This window comes from Paenibacillus sp. RU5M (assembly GCF_900221055.1).
Lineage (GTDB): Bacteria > Bacillota > Bacilli > Paenibacillales > Paenibacillaceae > Paenibacillus > Paenibacillus marchantiae.
In genome coordinates this window covers 357,898-379,227 of record NZ_OBQM01000001.1, presented here as the reverse complement: position 1 = coordinate 379,227, position 21,330 = coordinate 357,898, and the positions used below count along the sequence as shown (strand labels likewise).

Sequence of the window (21,330 nt, the reverse complement as noted above, 5' to 3'; positions counted from 1 at the left end):
CTCCAGAAACTAAAACTACTTCGGTACTTCCAGTTTATAACCCACACCCCACACCGTCGTAATCATCGCCGCTGATTCTGGCGAAACCTTGTTTAACTTCTCGCGAAGACGCTTCACGTGCGTATCCACAGTACGAAGATCACCAAAGAATTCATAATTCCATACATCCTTCAGCAGCTCTTCTCTGGAAAAAACTTTATCTGGAGATGTCGCGAGATAATGCAACAGTTCATATTCTTTCGGTGTTAAACTGATCTCTTCCCCACCCGCGGTTACGCGGTGTGCATCATGTTCGATGACCAAATGAGGAAATACGATATTGTTACTTGAATTACTCTCCTTGGACAGATACGCTGTCGCAGAAGAACGACGCAGAATAGCCTTCACCCGGTAAATCACTTCACGTGGACTGAACGGTTTAACGACATAGTCATCTGCTCCAACCTCAAAGCCCTGAACGCGGTTAATTTCTTCACCTTTTGCAGTAAGCATCAAAACCGGAGTTGATTTTACCTGACGCAGACGGGTACATACTTCAACGCCGTCCATGCCCGGCAACATCACATCAAGCAAAATCAGACCATAGTCACCTGCAGTTGCTTTTCGCAACGCAGTTTCCCCATCCTCTGCTTCATCGATTTCATAGCCTTCTTTTTCGAGATACATTTTCAAAAGCCGTCGGATTCTTTCCTCGTCATCCACGACGAGTATACGGTTCTCATGTTCAGCCATTCCACTCCAGCCCCTTTGCAATAACTCCTCATCACTTCTATTATGTTCGATCTGGCGAACAATATTTGAATGCCCCATTGGACGTAGGGGCTTACGTATGTGTTTCATGGATTTCTCTCGGGAACTTCACGAAACTGCCTATCCTAGTCTGCCCCTGCGTACGAATGCAACCCGGCGATGATCAAATTCACACCAACAAGCGTAAACATAACGACCAAAAACCCAAGTACTGCAAGCCAGGCAGACTTGCGGCCCTGCCAGCCTCTGGACAAACGCAAATGCAGGTACACACTATAATATAACCATGTTATCAGTGCCCACACCTCTTTGGGGTCCCATCCCCAGAAACGGCTCCAGGCAATCTGGGCCCAGATCATGGCAAAAATTAATGCTCCCAATGTAAATATAGGGAATCCTATAGCAATTGCGCGATAACTAATCTCATCAAGATCATCCGCATCAATGCCATCCAGCATCGGTTGCAGAGCCTGTCCAAGCGGTCTTCTTACAATTAAACGAATAACTCCATATAAGATTAGCCCTACAATTAACGACCAGACTACCGTATTCAGTTTACGTCCAGCATTAACTCCGTTCATCCAGGAAGGCGTCTCAAGCAAAGGTTCCTTCATACCAAGAAACGGTTTTATGCTCTCCACTTCGCTATTATAAGGCGCAAATATTGGAGGCATGCGATAAATCACTTTCTCTATTGTACTATTTTCCTGTACCTCTGTGTCAATGCTAGTGGTTTTCTGAACAAAAACCGCCTCATATCCGGATGCACGGAAAGCAAATACCGACCCAATAAACCCAACGACAACGACGATAGTGATTAATGTAAATTCAACCCACCCGCGCTGGCGTCTGGATGACTTATCCTTGCCACTGAAATCGACTGTACGTAACAAGTACATGAATCCTGCCGCAAAGCCTACGGCAAAGAATGCCTCGCCAAGAGCTGCCAACGTCACGTGGATCTTGAGCCATATCGATTGTAAGGCAGGGATCAGCGGCTGTACTTCCTGAGGAAATACGGCTGCATATGCCATAATAATGATGGTTAGTGGCAATGCAAACAGTCCTAGCAACGACTTGCGATAGATAGCGTAAACTACAATAAATGCCACCATAATCATCATGGAAAGAAAACTCATAAACTCATACATATTACTTACGGGTATATGGCCTGCTCCAGCCCAGCGTGTACCAAAGAAGATGAGATGTGCAGCTAGTGCAACAGTTGATGCAATAAAGGCTCGTTTTCCCCATCGTTCTACATGGGCCTGCGGGTCACGATTACTCCATTTCTTGCCCATGATGGCAACACCATATAACATAAATGCAGCACAATATAGAAAAAAAGATACGATAAATGCGTCGCTGCTGAAATCCAATAAACTCATGTTTGGTTCCCCCCGTTATCCAACGACTTCTCATCCACTTCCACATTCATATGTTTTAACACGGCTGCAATTTCACGCCTGAAGCCAAACCAGTTTTTGTTTGTATGGCCGCCCAGGGTGAGCTGTCCATCATCAATCCGAATCCAAATGCGTCGGTGGTGCCAGTAAAAGCCCATAACCAGACCCAACATAACGATTCCTGCCCCAACCCACACAAAAGGCATAGCCTTATCAATACGGATATTGAGGTAACTTACGGATTGAATGATGTCTACCTTATCCATGCTGTCAACCTCTAGCTGCAGAGGAATTTCTCCTCCATTTAGCTGTTTGTTAATTGCGTCCTGCTGAAAACGCTGTTTATCGATCTGCTTCGCAAAATACAAATACTGCATTCCCGCTTCAGGTAAATTGGGTCCCTTGATGTTAAATAGAAAGGCAGGCGCATTCGGTGAAGGAGACTTTGATTTGGGCTCTCCATTTTCATCCAGCCCAAAATCCATATATTTTTCTTTTACAGTAAGACTATAGGGTCCAGCCTCAAACGATCGCTGCGTATCCACCATAGCAATTTGAATTGCTCCATACTTCTCACCCGTCTGGGCATTGACCAAATCAGGCGTTACCGATCGAATCGTTGGCGTCAAATCATAATCAAATTGATATGCCTTCAACCCGTTGTAATTCAGTGGATGGTTCACTCGAACATCATGTCGGTCCACTTCGGTCAATTTAGGTTTTTTGGAAGGATCCGAGCAATCTGCTGTACATTCGTACAATACCACTTTGGTTTCAAACAGTTTTGGAACGGTTTTGTTCAAATTACGGAACTGTTCCGGAACCTCATCTTCTTTGTAAAATTCAACATTAAACTGTTCATTTTTCAAATACATGGAGGTATTCGGTATTTTTTTGATTTCCCCTTGGGGAAAAGCAACATGCTCATCCAGATTCAGCCCGGGAAGTCCTCGAGCAAGTACTGCGAGCAGAAAGATAATCAATCCGATATGGATAACATAAGGCCCCCAGCGACTGAATCGATGTTTCTCAGCCAGCAAAGCAGTACCCTCGGTATGCACACGATAACCTTTCTTTTTAAGCGGCGTAACCGCTTTCTTAATCCAGTCTTCTGATTCCTCATTTATGGAACCTTGGTACACCAGTCGCTGGCGTGTAAGGAACTGCATGTGTTTGCGTATTTTCTGTTTATTCAGGGCTTTGTATAGTGGAAGTACACGGTCAAGACTGCATATGACCAGTGAGGCACCGATCAGCACCAGTAGCAAAATAAACCACCAGGATTCGTATGTATGGGACAGACCCAGCAGATAATAGATATGACCCAACTGACCGTATGTGTCCTTGTAATATACGGATGGATCAATATTCAGAAATGTACTTTCTTGTGGATAGATTGTGCCCAGCATGGAACCTACAAGCGTAAACACAATCATGTAAACAGCAATTTTGACCGATGAGAAAAAGTTCCATATGCGGTCAATGATTTTGGGATTTGTACGCTGCGAACGACGCGCCATGCCATCATAACGCATTTCCAATACTTCATCCGATTTGACCTCGGCCTCCAGCAGCGGCTTGCCACAGGCTTCACACAGCACAGTGCCCACCGGATTCTGGTGTCCGCACTCACATTTCGTATTTTGGAACACGACTAGACCTCCTGTCAGGGCTGTTTCGCCAGTTGTGAAATTTGAGCGTCAAGTGTGTCCAAATCAAGTTGACCGATATGAATGGTGGAGATTTTGCCCGTGTCGGAGACAAAAAATGTCGTTGGCATCGGCGAAATGCCAAAATCCCGGATTGAGTTTTTGTCACGGTCGAGCATAATCGGAAACGTAACGCCCACCTGTCGAACAAAATTTTCCACGGTCATCTGGTCTTCCCCAACATTGATACCAACAAATTGCACACCCTGGTCCTTCCATTTGTCCGCTTGCGCTTGCAGCGCAGGCATCTCTTTGACACAAGGCTCACACCATGTTCCCCAGAAGTTGATTACCATGGCTTTGCCTTTGTATTCCTCAGACGTATGAACTTGTCCATCCAGGCCCAGCAGTTCAAAAGAAGGAGCCTTGTCCCCTTCTTTTGGCTTGCCATTCGAGCCGGATACCGATGTCGTAATCGCATATCCGCCCAACACCAGGATCAATAACAAAATGACGATTTGCACCGCTCTTCTTGATTTCCCCATGTGCTGCTCCCCTTTTAAGTCAGCTTTTTGCATAATTTGAATTTAAACGCTCCCGGGTACAAGAATTAGACGAATAACACCATTTCGATCTAACTCTTGCTGATTGAAAGTCGCTCCGGGGATTTATGCAAAAAGCTTGAGTGACTAGCATTCGCATATAACGGTCTTGGACAACTGTGAACATCCTATGAACAATTATAGCGAATTTCGTCACAAAACTGCGGCGCTTTTATGAAAATTATGTGTCCTCACATTACCTTTTTTTCATTTTTTTGGCGGGTTCTGATTTTGCGAGTGTAATCAGGTTGTTGACTTCTTCTTTGGTTAGATTGCGTGTGAGTCCCCGTTTCAGGTTTTGAAGCAAAATACCACCAAACGAAATACGTTTCAGACGTGTTACCGGATGGTTAATCGCTTCGAACATACGTCTAACCTGACGGTTACGCCCTTCGTAAATCGTAATAGAGATAACAGATTCATTTGCTGCGGTATCCACATCTTTGTACTCAATCTCTGCCGGAGCTGTCATACCGTCGTCCAGCATAATGCCTGTCTTTAATTTCTCCAGAGCCGAACCATGTGGAACACCTTTAACGGTTGCATGATACGTTTTGGGTACATGATGCTTCGGATGCGTCAACAAATGCGCAAACTCGCCATCATTGGTCAGAATGAGCAATCCTTCTGTGTCATAATCCAGACGACCAACGGGATACACACGTTCTTTGACACCTTTAAGATAGTCGGAGACAATTTTCCGACCTTCCGGGTCTGAAGCACTTGTGATAACACCCTTCGGTTTGTTCAACATCATGTACACTTTCTTTTCACTGCGGATCGGTTTACCATTAACCGTAATCATATCCTCTTCGGGGTTCGCTTTCGTACCCAGTTCGGTTACGACCTCCCCGTTAACTTCTACTTTGCCGGACAGGATCAGTTCCTCGCTCTTGCGGCGGGATGCAATGCCTGCCTGTGCGATAATTTTTTGTAATCTTTCCATGTTTGTCATGTCACCTCACACTAATGATACCCATCAAGGCCGGAAATCACAAGGATAATCCATCGATTTTGTTAACGGATGGGTTGTAAACACCTTTTAAGCTGCATTTAGCTATGAATTTAGACCAAAAAAGCTCACCCTCTCACTGCCTGTATTCGTCAGGAGCGTTAAGGTGAGCCGTTCAATTCCAACCATATGTAACCACTGCAACATGAATAAGTTTAATTGGCTACTTTACCAGCAACAACGACCTGTTTTTTCGCAGGGGTTGCACTTTCTTTAATGAAGGATTGCAACGTTTTGGAAGTAATATAATAAGTACGTCCTCCGTATACAAAGGTCATCATGCCAATAACCCGATTGTTCTGATCCAGAACAGGGCCACCTGAATTGCCTTGTGCCACTGATTTGACGATACTGCCAATGCCCTTCTTGCCTGGAACGTCCGAATCTTGTGAATTAAATACTCGGCTCTTGGCGATTGTATTGTAAGTTGAAGGGAAATCTTCGTCCAACAGCACAAGTTCCCCGGCGGAATTTTTAGGAAATCCGATGGTATAGACGATTTGATTATCTTTCGCAGTTGCAAAAGTCACCGGTTGTGCGTCGATTTCTTTGTCCAGCTTCAGCAATGCCATATCTGTCACCGGATCTGTTTTGATGATTTTGGCTTTAACCGGCTTGTCCAGATGACCTGGGCTTGCTACAGTAAGTGTGCCTTCATCCCCATCAGACAGTTCAGCATAATCCTGAACGACATGATAGTTAGTTAGCACCTCATCCTTGGAGATCAGTATGGATGTACCTACATCATAATATACTGAATCGGGTTCATCCTGTTTGACCAGACGTACGTTCACAACTGGAAAAGAATCCGCTGTAACGGCCAACTGAGCACGTAGTTGTTTATCGAAGTAACCCGTAAAATGAATCGTATTAACGGCTTGAGCCGCAGCCAACCCCGTCTGTCCTGCAAGCAACGCAATGGCAAGCATACCTGACATCCCAAAGCGGAGCATTCGTTTCCAACTCTTTTGCATGGTTCTCACTCTCCTCCGCTATCATTCTAGCATAATTCGTATATCGGAAGGAGAGGCCATATTTTTAACCAAATACAATCAAACAAATGACCAAGGCAGCAATGAATCCAACCAGATCGGAAAACAACCCAACTTTGAGCGCATAGCGACCATTGCGTATACCTACCGCTCCAAAATAAACAGTCAATACATATAGTGTTGTATCCGTACTGCCTTGAATTGTGGAAGCCATGCGACCAATCATCGAGTCAGGTCCATAGGTTTTGATCAGGTCAGTCGTAAAGGCAAGCGAGCCTGTCCCGGTCAAAGGACGCAAAATACCGAGTGGCAATACTTCTCCCGGAACCCCCATCCAGGACACAAGGGGTGCGAATAGGCTGATCACATAATCCAATGCACCGGAAGCACGAAATACACTGATCGCAACCATCATGCCTACCAGATGGGGAATAATGCTGATTGCCGTAGAGAAGCCATCTTTGGCCCCATCAACAAAAGATTCGTAGACCGGGACCTTTTTGGTAAACGCATATAATGGAACAAACGCGATGATAACCGGAATGGCCCAGACGGAAATCCAGTTGATGAAGGTTAACAACGTTGCTCATCCTTTCATACCGGGATTGTCACTTTTATGTACACGTGGCGGCCTATGAAGTGCCCTATTTCGGTACCAGCGATCGGCTACGATGGCTGCAAATGTCGCAATAATGGTTGCCATTAGCGTGGTGCCTACAATTTCCGTGGCATTCGCGGAATGATAATTAAGTCGAATGGCTATCAGGGTTGTCGGAATAATGGTGATACTCGCTGTATTCAGAGCCAGCAAAGTACACATGGCAGGGGACGCAGTTTGTTTATCCGGATTCAGCTCTTGCAGTTGCTGCATGGCTTTGATCCCCATTGGGGTTGCCGCATTGCCTAGGCCGAGCAGATTGGCACTCATGTTGGATAAAATATAGCCCATGGCTGGATGATTCCGCGGAACATCCGGGAACAAAAAGCCAACAACCGGACCTAGCAGCTTCGCGATTCGTCCCAGCAGCCCTGCATCCTCAGCCATTTTCATCATGCCCATCCAGAACACGAGCACACTGATCAGTCCAAAACATACCGTTACTCCGGTGGCTGCTCCATCAAAAGCCGCCTGCGTAACGACTTCAATTTTGCCTTGTGCTGCTGCAAAAGCAAATCCGGTTACGATCATAAGAAGCCAGATTAAATTGATCAAAGGATAACCCTCCCCTCATTATGGAGATAACAAATGGCTTAATACCGCGCGCCATGCGGAAGCCCAGGTAGAAATTTCACCGATCCCTCCCAGAGTTGCATCCTCTGTCTTCGGCTCTGGCGGAATATAACTTCCTTTGCGATACACAGGAATTGAACCCACAAGTTTCCCGTCAAGCTGCATATCAATTCGGCCAGCCAGTCCAAAAGTAGGATCTGTCGTTTTTGAATCTCCCTCTGTACTCTCCTGTGCCCGGTTATCGAGTAAAATCAGCTTTTTCGTCAATGAGGACGTCTCACTCTTCGCTAGAGGATAGGTGAACCCGCGACCTGTGACCACATCCGTGTTTTGTACAGGCTGTTCTTTTTTTGCAATTTCCACCAAAGGGAAGTTTTCAAAACCGAAATCCAGCATACGTGCATGGTCATTCCAATCGTCGCCATCGTTCAGGGTTACCGCAGCAAGCTGTTGCCCATTGCGAGTAGCAGAGCTGACCAGACAACGGAACGCCTTTTTGGTATATCCGGTCTTTACGCCATCGGCCCCCTCGTACAACCGCAGCATTTTATTTTTGTTTTGCCAGGAGTACTCCCAGCTCTCATTCGGATTTGGAGCCGACTTGTTCTCCGTAGCTACAATACGTTTGAACACCGGATTCTTGAGCGCATACGCAGTTAAGCGTGCAAGGTCATTGGCGGTGGAGTAATGACCGTCTGCGTCAAGTCCATGGGGATTCATAAAATGGGAATGGGTCAGACCAATATGCTCTGCCTTTTTGTTCATTAACAGGACAAAGCCTTCTTCAGATCCACCGACATGTTCAGCAATCGCCGAGGCCGCATCGTTGCCTGATCGCAGCATCAGCCCATATAGCATGTTTTCAAGTGTCATTTCTTCACCCAGCTTGAGATAGATGGAAGACCCTTCTTTGGCAAAAGCCGAAGAAGTTACCTTTACTTTGTCATCCAGTTTACCGTGTTCAATCGCAACAATTGCCGTCATGATTTTGGTCAAGCTGGCAATTCTCAGTTCCTTATCCCCATCTTTGCTGTACAATATTCGGCCCGACGTCACATCAATGAGAGCAGCGCTTTGCGCATGGTTTGAGGGGCCGGGGATAGTTCCCTGGGCTTCAGCAAGCCCAAATGAGGGAAACAGAAACAAAGGTACAAGCATACATGCCATAAATTTCATTAATTTTCGCATCGATTCATTCCTCCGGGTCACTTGGAATCTTGTACTAGCTTATGTCTGGACAACCCGAAGTATGTCCCAGTGTTAGAAAACAGCAAAAATCCCTCTCGCACATGCTGCGGAAGGGATCTCATAGTTTTAGGATTAGTTGCTAGGAATGATTAAATTTAGTTATATTCCAGCATCTTTGCCACTTTTCGCATAATTCTGGAGACTCTCATCTGGCTAATATCCTCCATCTCTGCTGTCTGTGTCTGATTAAAGCCCTCTACCCGATGCTTCAGGACAGTGACTTCCTTCTCGCTTAACTTGCGTTTCACCGATTCTATAACTGCGTCAACATAAATTCTGTCGACCACTCCATCTTCAATATTTTCCCCGCTATAGATGGTATCCATCAATGTAACTGCTTGGGCTTGCTGATCATCTGCTCCGACAGGCTCATCCAGGTATTTAACTCCCTTGCCCACTTGGAGCGCCTTGTTGATTTTCTCCTCTTCCTCGTCAAGCAACAAAGCGATTTCATGAGCTGTCGGGAGATACCCCATATCGTGCTCCAGCCGATTGATTCGGTTAATTAATTCTGTAGCCGTGCGAGTGGGGCGAATAATACTTGCACTGTCTCTCAGAAAACATCGGATTTCCCTTACAATCGCAGTAACAGCAAATGAACTGAATTTCACCCCACGTCCTGTGTCAAATGCTTTGACTGCTTTAATAAATCCAAGGCGCCCCAATTGAAGAATATCGTCTTTTTCCACACAATGATTTTTGATAATGACTTCCGGTTTTCCAATGTATTTATGTACTGAATGCCAAATCAAGTTCTCATTAACCAAAATGCTATCTCCTAGAAAATGTTCATCGACTTGACATCGTTCAATATTTCCTACAAGGTCCATAGAGTAAAATTTCTTGTCCAACTTCAAATTCATGCTAATATGTTCTGAAAATTTATCCATCTTGATCTCCCTATGTAAATGTTGTGGAAGTTCACCAACAATCTAACGTTCTTTATTGATTTTCTTTAGCATCTGAACCATTGTGTTATGGTGTTTCTTCACTTGGTTGTAATACCATGGGCGAGCTTTGCCTTTGTCTACATTGCCCTCCCCTTGATTGTACGCAATCGTTGCTGTACGAAGGTTGCCGTCATACTTTTCCAACAGATATTCCATATATTCAATACCGGTTTTGATGTTAACTTCCGGCTTGTATAAGTCACTGCCGCTAATACCAAACGATTTGGCCGTACTTGGTAGTATTTGAAGCAGTCCAATGGCTCCATGAGATGATGTGCTATCCTCTAATAAGCGGCTCTCCTGCCACATCATGGCCAATATCCACACGGAATCCATATTGGATCCTTCAATATATTGGTCCACCCATTTCACATACTTCAACAGTTTAGCTCGGCTTACCGTCTTCTCCTGATAAGTTTCGATATAATGCTCTAGCATATCTACCATTTCTTTATGGGACGTAGCGTCCGGATCTAACTTCACTTGCTTTAGGGTTTGTTTTGTATTTTGTTCTCCAATCGGATTAGAAGCAGCTGGTACAATTAGCCCTCCATATATCGTTATCGATGCCAGTACCGCCGTAATGATAATCCCGATTTTTTCAAATGTGACCAACGGGATTGCTCACCTCCTTAGGTTAAGCCTTATATAATAGAAGGAAACCGTGGTTTTTCACTGCTTGTACGATCTTGTGGCCCAATTAATTAGAGGGTCTATTATCGAATCAAAGGCTTCCCTATTTCTATTAAGATGCATCTTGTTCACTAGTCTGATATGCCAAGATTGCTGCATACTCTATCCTGCTATTTGCCGAATCGTAAGAGGAAGTAACATCCAGTCCAATGACCAATACATTTGGTTTGTCACTCATCCAGGTATTAATCTGTTCTTCAAGATCCATTGGTGCTGGTGATGTAAACATCTTTACAGCGATATCTAAGGCATAATTTTTCATGTCCATTTATTCATGACCAATAAGAAGCTCAGGGTTTGTTTGTTCGTTTGATTCTTCGTTTGTTTCTTTATCGCTTTGTACAGCAGAAAGGGATTCAGTGGTGTTCTCCTCTTTTTTCTTCTCCTCGATCAATTGAGCAAACTCCTCTTGTGTCAACTCATGGATCTCAAGTTCAAATGCACTTGTGAGAATATATCCCATACCGTCCGTTAAATGAACGTTGTAGTAGGTTTGCGGTTCTTCGTGAAATTCACCCGCTTCGTAATTGAATCCAATAACGGCTTTTTCATAGCCAGCTACAATACCTGCAAACCATACATTGGCTTTTGTTGTTGCGCCTGTTGGCGTTTGAATCTCATGCACATTCGTTGGTGCGTGAACGCATTTTCCAATCAAACTTGCAACCAATTCTTCGGTTAATGTATCGTCTTTTGCTTTTATCATATGTGTCATACAATCATACCTCCATATATTTAAATTATCTTGGACCCGGCTATCCAGCTCTTCAATTTCTCTATACGCGTTATATTACTAGCAGTTAACGATTTACACAGGAGAGACATTTAGGGCGCCACTTATGAGCGTATAATGCGTTCGAATATGCTTTACAGCCCGCTCAAGATCATTTATTCGATTGGACAACATCTCTTCAATGACAGGCTCCCATACTCTGAGTCCTACACCCATGATTGGTTTGTTTTGAATATACGCATGATGCAAGATCACTATCTCAGTAGGAGTCAGCTTTTCCACATCAAGATTAACTAGCAACGCATCCGCTTGAAACACAACCTTCTCAATAATCAACGCATACTCCCGGTTACTTAGGTCGGAAGCTGTGGATGAATCATGGTGGGCCCAAGCAATATCAGAAAATCCCGACAGACTTTCCAACGTAAATCCCAACACAACAACACTGAGCATATTCTTCTGCCACCTTCCATTATTCAATCGATTAATTACTCTATACGATATAAAAAAGCACCCCGTTAAGGGTGCTCTTAGTTCTATGTAACGTTTTGATCGATCTGCAACAAACTTTGGCTATGAATTGCCACTTCATTTAAAACTACAGAGCTTCGTATTTCTCACGAATCGCTTTCCATAACTGTGATATGCGTGCCTTGGATACACCTAACATTGCTGCAATTTCTACAAACTCGTACCCCGAGGTTCGAAGTTTAAAAATCTCTTTTTCCCGGTCATTAAGCTTCATATTCTCCATGATGTCAGTTACGAATTCAAAATTCTCAAAGGCAAATCCGGCGTGCCCAAGCGTTAGCGCTGTATCTGTTCCATCACTTTCATCACTTGCACCAAGATCTGTACACACTAGCTGGACAGCGTTAACGACACTGAGGTTTTTCTCAGACATGCATTTGCGATACATATCCTTGATTTTATTTTCGATTAGGTGATCAACAAACGTCGACATTTTTGCTTTTTCTGCGTCATACTTGTCCAGCGCGTTATACAACTTAATCATGATCTCCTGCGTTACATCCTCTTTTTCCATCCCTGCAAACGTTTTGCCTCTAAGTTTATGGCGACATTTTTCCTGTGCTTTGTTCAAGAACGTATCTATATCCCCAATTTCAAATAAATCATCAAACCCCATAGCAGTTGTAGCAGACATTATCATTTTCCCCCAATGACTATTTAGTTGTTTGTTTAAACTCTATAACTTGCATTTCTATAGTTAAAATTTTGATCAATTCTTGATCACTCAACAATCTAGTATCTCGCACCTTAATCAAACTTCAAATATTCCTTGCCGATGTCCAAAAAACCATATCTAATATGTAGTGTTATCACTTCTTCGTAAATATGAAAACTTCATCTTCAGGCAAAGCGTAAAGCTAGATAAGTCTTTTGCATTACATATAAATTGCGCAGATGATGCACCTCCCCTTTCGATCCAGATCAAGATATAAACTATCTTTCAAAACTCAGCAATGGGACATTTTATCCAGAGACACTTTTCCAACCTATTACATTCAGAATAACAAATACGAACTAATGTTCGCAACATATTTTTATCAGCTTCTTTAGTACACCATTTACCCACTATATACGAAGCCAAATGCGAAACGTAAAGCCTGTTTTTTGCAAACAAAAAGACCAACACAGAGCGCACCACTAGGAAAATACCAAAATGGTGGAATGTGTCGGTCTTGGTCTGACATCTATTTCGTTCCAATTACCGAAGATATGGTCTTGAAGCCCTTTAATCCAATTACAGGCTTCGTCAAGATTATTAATTCTATCTGATCGCCATAAGGGTAGTATAAGGAAATATGTAGGATATTGTCAACATCAAAATTAGTTCCGAAGAACCTATCCAATAAAAAAATGAATTTTCATGAGTCTTAAGGCATGTTTATAGCATCATTTTTCAGCAGCCCCTCAACATCCTTGTTCATTTTAAAGACAGTTACCTGTTCCGCAAAATCAGTGCCAAAGAACATGGTTTCTATATCTTCAATTTTCAAACCCAGGTGAATATAGGAGAAAACAGGACTGAAATCTTCTCTCATCATTTGTGCAAGCTTCAGCTTGTATTCGGCAAAGATCTGACTGGAATGCGATTGCATGTGTTCAAGCATGAACGCTTCAGGTTTGGTGAATTTTGCTGTAAACTTTAGGATGATAAAATGATTCATGATGACGACTCTGGTATCTACTGGCCCGCGTTCAGTAAAATCTTTTCTTATTCTTGATGCCATTTTCGCGAGTTCTCTTTCCAAGTCTTTTATCTCAATGTTCACATCCCTCCCTACAATCATCCTTTTTCCTCCTATTGCCCCTGAATACAATAATCAAACCTAATTTAATCAAAACTCCTTATACAAGACAAGTTTCAATGCGTTTACGGACTAAAGTCCCCACGATCTTTTCATGAAAAAGGAATAGACCCCAGAAGTAGGCTTGGGGTATATCGCTGGTTTTACAATTATGCAAATAAAGCAGCACATTACACTTAGAACTATACTATTTCGTTTTAGCATCTATTTTTAAACTTATTGTTCATTAGGCACGTCAACTTTGAGCAGGCTGAACGCCACCAGATTCAAAACTACATTGGCACCATATTCCTTCTCAATTACATCGAACGCTTCTTCCGTTGCACCAACTAGATCGTCCTTCTCCGTGGTCATCTCCATCGTGATAATCTCCTCATGATTCAACGCAAAGGTCAGTCTGTAGAGCATCGATGTTTTCCTCCTTTGAAGTAAGTTCAATATTGCGAACATCGGTGAGATCAATGATGTGCACAACATCATCTGTATCTTCCAAAGTGATCGACTTCCCCTCATTTTTATGTTTGTTGAAAAGTCTTCGGTATTCTTGCTTGACTTCATCGGCAGTTAAAGGAATCTCGCGAACAACCTTATCGGAATCCTTCTCTTTCTGTTGCAGCCTGGGATTGTCCTCAATCCATGTTACTGTTTTCTTTTTGCCACTTCCCTTGAAATAGAAATTAGCGGTGAGTCCAATATTCATCTAGTAATACCTCCTGGCTAAATTAATGTTCTAACGTACTAGGAAATAAAGAATAAACTTCGAGTGTCAGCCATCATACCTTCACTATTCTCTCTATACGTCCTAATCGTCAGAATGTTAAATCTGTGCAGTCGCATTTCTCTTTTTTGGAACAAAAAAAGGACAGCATAAGCTATCCCTTAATATTTTTTAACCGCTATGCGATTGCCCAGAGAGTCATAGATGTATTTGAAGTTGGTCTGAATTGGAGTTGCTGCCATCCTGGTGATGGACTTTGAATCCAGTCTTCCTTCATCATCATATTGATATATTACATCGACCAAGGTCGGCAGCTGCACGAATACTTGACCATCCAACCGATGGACTTCACCAACAGATATCACCAAAAACGAATCATTTTGCGTATACCCATCTGTCGAAATCGGCATGGACAACAATGGCTCTGTGACTACCTGCTCTGTGTAATTGTCTGTGACGACTTGTCGAATGACCCGGCCTTGCATATCAAACGCAAAATAAGTAACTACGTCTGTGTAATCCACCAAATCACTGATTGCATCCCAAGGGTCTATCACGCTCAGGCGCTTGCGCTCGGACAAAGTCATACTCACATGGGTTGCACCATCGATAATCATATCTGCGCTATGTGTATCGGGATGGATATAATGATTCGCTTCAATCTCGATATTGAGTAGCTTTTCACGCTCTTGTGAGGTCATAATCACTTTAGTACTTCCATCTATTATAATGTCCGCACTGTGTGTGTCGGGGTGGGAGTAAATCATCGTTTTGGTACCATTGATATTCACGGCTCCGTTATCGGTATGATTAGAGACTCGGTCACCGCCAACCTTCACATATTCCCCACCACTGTATGTATACGTCGTTGAAGTGTTCTGATTGCTTGAGTCCTGGCGTACCAGATATAATCTTCCTGCTTCACCTATGGTCGGCAGCTCCGTCTTTAGTCTCACCGAAACGACATTACCAGTGGACACTGCGTCCAGTCTTCCATCAAGCGTGGCAAAGGAATCTCTGGCTTGTTTGACTTCACGTTCTACCTTGGCAGCTTTGCTGAATGAAACAATATCCATGGTATCCCTCCTACCTTGTAGTCAAACCAACGACCTCTATATCGAAGTTGGCCACATCTGTTCCTAAATTTTTCAACGACAAGTGAAGTGTGGAAGTCCCATCGATGTCCTCATAAGGCAAATCGATCATATCGTAAATGCCTTCCATAAAATTTCCCGTCGAGTATTGGGCATTGTTGAAATACAGAACCTCCGGATGAGGGCCTGCGCTATTCAGTACATGAACTTCCACATTCGTTTCTCTGGACGGAATGACCCTGATCGTTTTAATCATGAATCGAGGATGCTCCATCGGAATATCGATCAACGCCATTGCCCCACCGCCAACATACTCTACTCTTCGGGCAAATGAAACTGGCAACATCACTTTTCTCATCTCCTCCATCAGTTTCCATGTTCGATTCAAGGCTCTTCCCTCCTTCTAGGAATATGTGTATCAGGATATCTCCGTGGACGCAGATGAGCACCGGGCGTATTGCCACTTCCGCTGTAAGACCAATCTCCCCACGTTTTTCCTACCAAACCGGACTGGTTAACAGGAATTTTGACCTTGATACACCAATCGAGACCCGCATAATTCTGCTTCACTTTCAGTCCTCTGATGGTTTCTCGGATTAAGCCTACTCCACTAGATTGAGTCAAGAACTTGTGCTTCAGGATCATATTTTTTTCGTAAGGAATTCCAATCCTGGTTCTTGCTCCGTAAATATACTTGTCCGTAACGTATCCGATCAGATCATCACCATGGCTGTCCAGCAGCCTCCACGTTCCCCAACGATAGATGTCAATTAATTTAGCCGTAGTAGATAGTGCTCCTAGCGAATAGATCATTTCCTTGCCTTCAAAGGTTGACGGAACAGCTTCGAGATTGTATCCAACATGATGAGGAACTCCCGCCTTACTTTGGGTAAAAAGAGAACCGCTCGCGGCGGTTCCTACAACGTTTCCTTGATGCACAGTCATGTCCACTCACCACCTTAATTCATCAGAACAGCAACCGTAGCGCCTGATAAGAAGCTCTGTCCACCGATGGACAACGAGTACACCTTATATGTTTTGGTCCCTACTTTGATCTCATCTCCATGAGAAACACCGGCAGAAGGTACAGCATAAATATCAATAAGCTCACCTCTTGGTCCTTCCACACCATTGCACATAATAACCGGGGCAAGATGATAAAGAGAACCCCAACCTGGATTAACCGGAAGCATTGCAGAATAAGCATCATAGATGTTGTTGACCATCTGTTTGTCTTTATCCCTTAACGTTCGGATGCCGTTATCCCCGTTGTAACTGAGGCCGACACCCAAACTTGAGGAATCCGCCTCTGTGGCATACCTGTTCAAAATTCCGAAGTAACCTAGATTAGAGATCCCTGTAACCGAGTTCACATCACCCTGCAAATAAATAATGATTCGGTTCGCTTGGACGGAAACCTGATAATCAATCAATAGATTCGTGTCCACATTGCTGGTATGACATAGAAAGTCCTTTTTCACTTCGGTTCTGCCCACCGGGATGCTGCCGTCTGTTGCCATTACATCTTCGCATACGCTCACTGTGAGTTTATTCCCCGTAGTCCCCTTCGTATTTCCAACCTCGAGTCGGAAGAATAACTTGTCTGTACCTGTCGTACCAACTGATTTGAGCACGATCACACTGGCTGTTTCATAAAAGATCGACCAGGGCGAACCCGCAATCGTTTTAAACCCCTGCACCATATTTGCGAATAATTCATTCATTTTAACTCTACCTGAGAAATTGGCCATACCTCATAAGCACCTCCTAGATTTGGAAAAGTAATGCCCTTTGCCCGCCACCAAGCAGTCTGGCACCGTGAAAAAACTTAGGCCTGCCATACACAGCAACCTGATTCGTATTGTAGTAATACCGTCCATAATCCGTATTGGGATAATCTTGATCCACGACATGAAACACATAATACTTACCGTCATTACCAAGGTCGAGTATCGATCCGTCCGGGTGCTGCGCACTGTTTTTGAAAACAATGGACCGCATGCCTTTAAATTCGCCCCGCGCTCCTTCCAATGGGTGGTACACCATGAACGGAGTGACATAGTACCTTGAGCCGACACCTGGAGAAGGAATGGACTCCGTTCCAAAGTTGTATAGCGCATATTCTGTTCCATTCCGGGAAGTCATTACGACACCCCTTGGTGTATCATATTGATCTGCTGTGTTGTTATCTGAAGTATTGAAAGGCATATGCGGGAATATACCATAGAACTTATTGGCGATTGCGGGATCTTCTTGCTCTAATGACTGGCATTTACCTAGAAATATCCGTACTGGGTAAGCTCGTTCCGGGTAATTTAGACTCTCCCCGTGGATGAACAAGATATCTTCATTCGTAATCACAGACCACTTATAGTTCACATTATACTGTCCGTTATAACACAAAAAGGGAGTTTCCAACATGAATTTATCTGTGTCTACTGGGGGATTTACGAATAGATCTGGCGATGCTACATTGCTTCCAAGATTCTTCAGTCCCCAACGAATATTGACTCCTTTGGCGTGCGCCCATACACACATCGTAAAACGCATGGATGAATTTTTTTTATTAGTAAGCAGCGCATTCCCCCAGTTGGCATAGGTCGTTTCAGCCGTATATATCGTATCCCAATAAGGATCCAGCGCATCTTTTAACGTACTAACAAGTGTTGAAGCAAATACACTCAAGGTACTGGTAAACTCGTGTCTGCGTATCATTGTCATGTATTACACCTCCTTTTCAATCTCGAACAACAGCACTCGCTGTCCGCCACCGAGAAGTAAAGGGGAATCAAAGAAGTAGGGTTGGCCTGAGAAAAATCCACCTGCTGTAGAGGCCCAACCTTGATATGTTGGTGGATTCTGCTGAGACAAGGTATGAAAGACATAATACCTTTCATCTCCGAGATCGAGAATCGAACCATCTGGATACATACTTGAATCTCTAAGAACTGCTGTCTTCACTCCATAAAACTCGCCTCTTACACCTTCTATATCATGCCAAACATAAAATGGAGAAATAAAAAATCTTCCCCCTACTCCAGGTGACGGAACCTGAGAACTTGTAGCGAAATGGTATAAAGAGTTAGGCTTACCATTTCGTGAAGAACGCACATAACCTCGTCCTGCCCTATACATGAGCTCATCATCATCATTATTCAGGCCGAGAGGATAGTGACTAAAAACTCCAACAAAGTCATTTGCAATAAGTGGATCTTCATTCTCAAGAGCCATTAATCTTCCCATGTATAGTCTTACTGGATATGCCTGATTTCCTGCTTGAGGTTCTCCATAGAGGAAAATATACTGCTCCGTGATGAACAAATTCCACTTATAATAAGTGTTAACTGCATTGTGACTACGAGTTCCTCCATCCAGAATACAAGTATTCAAAGGTATCTCTGTCATGTGACCAACATCTGTATATAAGTCTGGCTTGATTTCAGTCCCATTGTTTCGTAAACCTACTCGCCAAACATAACTTCTGCTGTAATCTACATAATCGTAATTCGTGTAGAAACGCGAGAAATTCATGCTAATTGTAAAGAACATACTTGGGTCTTTTACATTCTTCGCGGTAATTGTCCCCTGATTAGTAGAAGTCCGCCCCGTAGAATTCCAACTTTTAGGTACAGCATACTCATTATTGTTATAATATGACCACTCCCAATGAATATCTCCATACAAATCTTGAGTTACTGTCTTGTGTAGCTCAGAAATAAAGTTGTTACAGTAAGAATAGAATTCATATCTTCGTAATGGTCCGAGTAATATATTTTCAGCCATGATTTCCCCCCCTTAACTACCGAATCGAATACTCATTTCTCGAAGAATGCTCTCTTTAATAACAGTTAGAAGAAGCGTTTTAACCATCGTGCTTCTTTCTTGAAGAAATAAAAAATCTCTACTTTCTGGTGATTGGTGCTCTTCATTATTCTTATTTGAATTTAAATCTGAAATTTCAACTATTCCTTTAAGCGAAGACAAAAACTTATGTGCTACATTATCAAACAGAATATGGCTTTCAAAAGCAAAAATCAGTACTTCAATTTCCTCTGTATTGAACGGCTCCGAATGATTACCCACTAACTTATCCATAATGGTATGGAGTGCAAATTTGACATCCTGTACAGTCCTCGTCACTTCAAATCACAACCTTTCTGATTTTTACTTGTTTGATATTACCGATTGGGTCATATTCAAACGCTTTCTGAACTGCCCGGCCGTCATAAATCATGGTTTCGGTCTTCACCGTACCGTCCGTATTGTAGGTAAATGATGTTCTTTTCAAAAGCTGCGGTGTCACGTTCACAGAGAACACTTCCTCGGACTCGATGTCACCATTTGAATAATAGTTATATACGACATCTAGTTCCAGCGCAGATCCTTCAAGAAAATCAATTCTTCTGCGGATGTCCGTATCATCGAAGGTATCTCCCCCTTGAAGCACGTAATACTCAGCTCCATTGTTAATTTCCCTCATTACCTTACCTGTAAGATCTCGCTGATACTCAATGGACTTGATCTGTCCGCTACTTTCAGTAATCTCTTGTCGTTCCAGGTTTCCATCCATGCTATAGAAGTACTCAATCGTGCGATTAATTCCTCCATTAATCTTTTCTCTATGTACTTTTCCATCGGGATAGTAGGTATAATCCGTTACCGAAGTCGTGTTAATGATAGACCCTCGACCAATGACAGTTACTCTAGCTTCCTTAGGCACATCAAATCTAAACCGAATAAGCGTATCGCTATATTCAATGTAATCGTCCCCTACATCCATGCGTATTCCGTCCAGAAATACCTCTGCGGAATTTGAACCAATCACGTATCGAGGTACCTGAAAATCCCTGGTAATCGACAATCTACTGTTAGGAGACGAAGTGAAGTGAAATACCGATTGATGTTCCATGGTACCTCGGCTTTCAGCTAATTCAAGTCGGCTCTGCATGTTATCGAGTCTGTCTTTAAGAGCATCATAGACGACTCCATTTTTATCTTCCCGTGAAACAACAACCTCTTTTGAAGTGGTCTCCAATTCGGTTTGCATGGCTTTGATCTCTGCATCATGTGTAACGATCGTTGTGGTATGCATGCCAACAGTTGTTTCCAGACTAGATACGCGTTCTCCTAGTGCAGACATGTCATTTTCGATAGAGCCCTTAGTTAAGAAATATCTAAAATCCATAGCCGTGAGTGAAGTCGTTGGTGATACACCAACATCAAGTCCACCAATAATTATGGCATCTTGCGGTTCCTCCTTTTTTATACTATAGGAGTACCTGCCATCCTCATGCAGAAAAATATAATAAGATGTATTTGCTGTGATGTCCGGAATGCTAAATGTTTGGGAAAATTGATCTACAATAACCTTGTTGATACTCGCTCTCCCGGCATTAATCGTAACTTGAACACTGTTATACATACTCAGATATGTGGGGTTCGTAATGGCGAAATCCTGAATGGGCTGCTTAGATACAACCTCAATGACCTTCTCCAAAGTATCAAACCGTTGATTTATCGATACCTCTTCTCCATGTGCTTCCTTAATTTCTATCTCTGCCAAACTTAATCTTTTCTCATGATCATCCTGATTCTTCGAAAGGACGTTGACATCTGCTCTTACCGTCAGAATATCCTGCTGAACATCATCAAGTCGTGAGTTGTTCGAAGTAACTATAGTCTCCACATCGCCTAGTCTCTGCTCATGATCATTTACCTTATCACGACTAACCTTTGCAGATTCTTCTACTAGGGTAATTCGATCACCCAGACTAACCTTAGAACCTCTGGCGTCATCCAATTCTGCAAGATAGGAATCAATTTCAGTATGCGTTCTAACCCCGATATCACTTAGTTCCTTATGACTCCTGGCGGATGATGTATGAGACTGGTTAATTCTTACTGACATTTGACCACCTC

The 21,330-nt window shown here is 43.2% G+C and carries 26 protein-coding genes; all 26 read right to left on the bottom strand.

Features of this window, described 5'->3' with window-relative positions; all coding sequences use genetic code 11:
* Window positions 1-15 precede the first annotated feature (15 nt).
* The 26 genes from CRO25_RS01870 to CRO25_RS01745 all read right to left on the bottom strand — a co-directional run bounded on the left by CRO25_RS01870 (window position 16) and on the right by CRO25_RS01745 (window position 21,319).
* Entirely contained in the window at window positions 16-732 is a 717-nt protein-coding gene (locus tag CRO25_RS01870) for a response regulator transcription factor (protein ID WP_017687664.1), read from the bottom strand.
* 143 nt (window positions 733-875) lie between these two features.
* Window positions 876-2,138 carry a cytochrome c biogenesis protein CcsA gene (gene ccsA / locus CRO25_RS01865; protein WP_079694055.1) on the bottom strand — a complete coding sequence of 421 codons (1,263 nt, stop codon included), beginning with the start codon at window positions 2,136-2,138 and terminating at the stop codon, window positions 876-878.
* Window positions 2,135-3,808 carry a cytochrome c biogenesis protein ResB gene (locus CRO25_RS01860; protein WP_079694056.1) on the bottom strand — a complete coding sequence of 558 codons (1,674 nt, stop codon included), beginning with the start codon at window positions 3,806-3,808 and terminating at the stop codon, window positions 2,135-2,137. The genes ccsA and CRO25_RS01860 overlap by 4 nt, the downstream gene beginning before the upstream one ends.
* Window positions 3,809-3,822: 14 nt before the next feature.
* On the bottom strand, window positions 3,823-4,350 hold the full coding sequence (locus CRO25_RS01855; protein WP_063568320.1) for a redoxin domain-containing protein: 528 nt from the start codon (window positions 4,348-4,350) through the stop codon (window positions 3,823-3,825).
* Between the two features lie 253 nt (window positions 4,351-4,603).
* The gene (locus CRO25_RS01850; RefSeq protein WP_063568319.1) at window positions 4,604-5,353 is read right to left on the bottom strand and encodes a pseudouridine synthase; all 750 of its coding nucleotides are present in this window, start codon (window positions 5,351-5,353) and stop codon (window positions 4,604-4,606) included.
* Between the two features lie 221 nt (window positions 5,354-5,574).
* Complete coding sequence (locus tag CRO25_RS01845) at window positions 5,575-6,393, bottom strand: serine protease (RefSeq protein ID WP_079694057.1); 819 nt, start codon at window positions 6,391-6,393, stop codon at window positions 5,575-5,577.
* A 64-nt stretch (window positions 6,394-6,457) separates the two neighbouring features.
* On the bottom strand, window positions 6,458-6,991 hold the full coding sequence (locus tag CRO25_RS01840) for a spore maturation protein (protein WP_063568317.1): 534 nt from the start codon (window positions 6,989-6,991) through the stop codon (window positions 6,458-6,460).
* A gap of 6 nt (window positions 6,992-6,997) precedes the next feature.
* Entirely contained in the window at window positions 6,998-7,624 is a 627-nt protein-coding gene (locus CRO25_RS01835; RefSeq protein WP_063568316.1) for a nucleoside recognition domain-containing protein, read from the bottom strand.
* Between the two features lie 18 nt (window positions 7,625-7,642).
* On the bottom strand, window positions 7,643-8,830 hold the full coding sequence (locus tag CRO25_RS01830) for a D-alanyl-D-alanine carboxypeptidase family protein (protein WP_079694058.1): 1,188 nt from the start codon (window positions 8,828-8,830) through the stop codon (window positions 7,643-7,645).
* A 155-nt stretch (window positions 8,831-8,985) separates the two neighbouring features.
* Window positions 8,986-9,780 carry a sigma-70 family RNA polymerase sigma factor gene (locus CRO25_RS01825; protein WP_079694059.1) on the bottom strand — a complete coding sequence of 265 codons (795 nt, stop codon included), beginning with the start codon at window positions 9,778-9,780 and terminating at the stop codon, window positions 8,986-8,988.
* Window positions 9,781-9,822: 42 nt separating this feature from the next.
* Window positions 9,823-10,455, bottom strand: a complete 633-nt coding sequence (locus tag CRO25_RS01820; protein ID WP_079694060.1) for a lytic transglycosylase domain-containing protein — start codon at window positions 10,453-10,455, stop codon at window positions 9,823-9,825.
* 130 nt (window positions 10,456-10,585) lie between these two features.
* A complete protein-coding gene (locus CRO25_RS33165) occupies window positions 10,586-10,762 on the bottom strand; it encodes a hypothetical protein (RefSeq protein WP_179818453.1) in 177 nt (58 codons plus the stop codon).
* Window positions 10,763-10,801: 39 nt separating this feature from the next.
* Window positions 10,802-11,248, bottom strand: coding sequence for a hypothetical protein (locus tag CRO25_RS01810; protein WP_079694062.1), 447 nt, complete (start codon window positions 11,246-11,248; stop codon window positions 10,802-10,804).
* Window positions 11,249-11,341: 93 nt separating this feature from the next.
* Complete coding sequence (locus CRO25_RS01805; RefSeq protein WP_072735248.1) at window positions 11,342-11,719, bottom strand: hypothetical protein; 378 nt, start codon at window positions 11,717-11,719, stop codon at window positions 11,342-11,344.
* Between the two features lie 145 nt (window positions 11,720-11,864).
* Window positions 11,865-12,431 carry a sigma-70 family RNA polymerase sigma factor gene (locus CRO25_RS01800; protein ID WP_170867926.1) on the bottom strand — a complete coding sequence of 189 codons (567 nt, stop codon included), beginning with the start codon at window positions 12,429-12,431 and terminating at the stop codon, window positions 11,865-11,867.
* Between the two features lie 733 nt (window positions 12,432-13,164).
* On the bottom strand, window positions 13,165-13,581 hold the full coding sequence (locus tag CRO25_RS01795) for a Na-translocating system protein MpsC family protein (RefSeq protein ID WP_053784489.1): 417 nt from the start codon (window positions 13,579-13,581) through the stop codon (window positions 13,165-13,167).
* Between the two features lie 234 nt (window positions 13,582-13,815).
* Window positions 13,816-14,007, bottom strand: a complete 192-nt coding sequence (locus tag CRO25_RS01790; RefSeq protein ID WP_072735249.1) for a hypothetical protein — start codon at window positions 14,005-14,007, stop codon at window positions 13,816-13,818.
* Window positions 13,973-14,299, bottom strand: a complete 327-nt coding sequence (locus CRO25_RS01785; protein WP_072735250.1) for a hypothetical protein — start codon at window positions 14,297-14,299, stop codon at window positions 13,973-13,975. The genes CRO25_RS01790 and CRO25_RS01785 overlap by 35 nt, the downstream gene beginning before the upstream one ends.
* 179 nt (window positions 14,300-14,478) lie before the next feature.
* Window positions 14,479-15,393 carry a hypothetical protein gene (locus tag CRO25_RS01780; RefSeq protein ID WP_079694064.1) on the bottom strand — a complete coding sequence of 305 codons (915 nt, stop codon included), beginning with the start codon at window positions 15,391-15,393 and terminating at the stop codon, window positions 14,479-14,481.
* A gap of 10 nt (window positions 15,394-15,403) precedes the next feature.
* Entirely contained in the window at window positions 15,404-15,799 is a 396-nt protein-coding gene (locus CRO25_RS01775; RefSeq protein WP_072735252.1) for a hypothetical protein, read from the bottom strand.
* The gene (locus tag CRO25_RS01770; RefSeq protein WP_072735253.1) at window positions 15,796-16,356 is read right to left on the bottom strand and encodes a hypothetical protein; all 561 of its coding nucleotides are present in this window, start codon (window positions 16,354-16,356) and stop codon (window positions 15,796-15,798) included. The genes CRO25_RS01775 and CRO25_RS01770 overlap by 4 nt, the downstream gene beginning before the upstream one ends.
* A 14-nt stretch (window positions 16,357-16,370) precedes the next feature.
* Window positions 16,371-17,162 (bottom strand): hypothetical protein, encoded by a 792-nt coding sequence (locus CRO25_RS01765; RefSeq protein ID WP_079694065.1) that lies wholly within the window; start codon window positions 17,160-17,162, stop codon window positions 16,371-16,373.
* 16 nt (window positions 17,163-17,178) lie between these two features.
* On the bottom strand, window positions 17,179-18,132 hold the full coding sequence (locus tag CRO25_RS01760; RefSeq protein WP_079694066.1) for a hypothetical protein: 954 nt from the start codon (window positions 18,130-18,132) through the stop codon (window positions 17,179-17,181).
* Window positions 18,133-18,135: 3 nt separating this feature from the next.
* Complete coding sequence (locus CRO25_RS01755) at window positions 18,136-19,194, bottom strand: hypothetical protein (protein ID WP_079694067.1); 1,059 nt, start codon at window positions 19,192-19,194, stop codon at window positions 18,136-18,138.
* Between the two features lie 12 nt (window positions 19,195-19,206).
* Window positions 19,207-19,506 (bottom strand): hypothetical protein, encoded by a 300-nt coding sequence (locus tag CRO25_RS01750; RefSeq protein WP_143806503.1) that lies wholly within the window; start codon window positions 19,504-19,506, stop codon window positions 19,207-19,209.
* Between the two features lie 46 nt (window positions 19,507-19,552).
* Window positions 19,553-21,319, bottom strand: coding sequence for a hypothetical protein (locus CRO25_RS01745; protein ID WP_079694068.1), 1,767 nt, complete (start codon window positions 21,317-21,319; stop codon window positions 19,553-19,555).
* Window positions 21,320-21,330: the final 11 nt, after the last annotated feature.

Bases quoted from the DNA above. Each gene is read 5' to 3' on its own strand.
- CRO25_RS01855 (WP_063568320.1), bottom strand. From the start codon at position 4,350: ATGGGGAAATCAAGAAGAGCGGTGCAAATCGTCATTTTGTTATTGATC.
- CRO25_RS01745 (WP_079694068.1), bottom strand. From the start codon at position 21,319: ATGTCAGTAAGAATTAACCAGTCTCATACATCATCCGCCAGGAGTCAT.
- ccsA (WP_079694055.1), bottom strand. From the start codon at position 2,138: ATGAGTTTATTGGATTTCAGCAGCGACGCATTTATCGTATCTTTTTTT.
- CRO25_RS01850 (WP_063568319.1), bottom strand. From the start codon at position 5,353: ATGGAAAGATTACAAAAAATTATCGCACAGGCAGGCATTGCATCCCGC.
- CRO25_RS01780 (WP_079694064.1), bottom strand. From the start codon at position 15,393: ATGGATATTGTTTCATTCAGCAAAGCTGCCAAGGTAGAACGTGAAGTC.
- CRO25_RS01770 (WP_072735253.1), bottom strand. From the start codon at position 16,356: ATGACTGTGCATCAAGGAAACGTTGTAGGAACCGCCGCGAGCGGTTCT.
- CRO25_RS01830 (WP_079694058.1), bottom strand. From the start codon at position 8,830: ATGCGAAAATTAATGAAATTTATGGCATGTATGCTTGTACCTTTGTTT.
- CRO25_RS01790 (WP_072735249.1), bottom strand. From the start codon at position 14,007: ATGCTCTACAGACTGACCTTTGCGTTGAATCATGAGGAGATTATCACG.
- CRO25_RS01795 (WP_053784489.1), bottom strand. From the start codon at position 13,581: ATGATTGTAGGGAGGGATGTGAACATTGAGATAAAAGACTTGGAAAGA.
- CRO25_RS01800 (WP_170867926.1), bottom strand. From the start codon at position 12,431: ATGTCTGCTACAACTGCTATGGGGTTTGATGATTTATTTGAAATTGGG.
- CRO25_RS01870 (WP_017687664.1), bottom strand. From the start codon at position 732: ATGGCTGAACATGAGAACCGTATACTCGTCGTGGATGACGAGGAAAGA.
- CRO25_RS33165 (WP_179818453.1), bottom strand. From the start codon at position 10,762: ATGTTTACATCACCAGCACCAATGGATCTTGAAGAACAGATTAATACC.
- CRO25_RS01805 (WP_072735248.1), bottom strand. From the start codon at position 11,719: ATGCTCAGTGTTGTTGTGTTGGGATTTACGTTGGAAAGTCTGTCGGGA.
- CRO25_RS01845 (WP_079694057.1), bottom strand. From the start codon at position 6,393: ATGCAAAAGAGTTGGAAACGAATGCTCCGCTTTGGGATGTCAGGTATG.
- CRO25_RS01825 (WP_079694059.1), bottom strand. From the start codon at position 9,780: ATGGATAAATTTTCAGAACATATTAGCATGAATTTGAAGTTGGACAAG.
- CRO25_RS01760 (WP_079694066.1), bottom strand. From the start codon at position 18,132: ATGACAATGATACGCAGACACGAGTTTACCAGTACCTTGAGTGTATTT.
- CRO25_RS01755 (WP_079694067.1), bottom strand. From the start codon at position 19,194: ATGGCTGAAAATATATTACTCGGACCATTACGAAGATATGAATTCTAT.
- CRO25_RS01750 (WP_143806503.1), bottom strand. From the start codon at position 19,506: ATGGATAAGTTAGTGGGTAATCATTCGGAGCCGTTCAATACAGAGGAA.
- CRO25_RS01810 (WP_079694062.1), bottom strand. From the start codon at position 11,248: ATGACACATATGATAAAAGCAAAAGACGATACATTAACCGAAGAATTG.
- CRO25_RS01765 (WP_079694065.1), bottom strand. From the start codon at position 17,162: ATGGCCAATTTCTCAGGTAGAGTTAAAATGAATGAATTATTCGCAAAT.
- CRO25_RS01785 (WP_072735250.1), bottom strand. From the start codon at position 14,299: ATGAATATTGGACTCACCGCTAATTTCTATTTCAAGGGAAGTGGCAAA.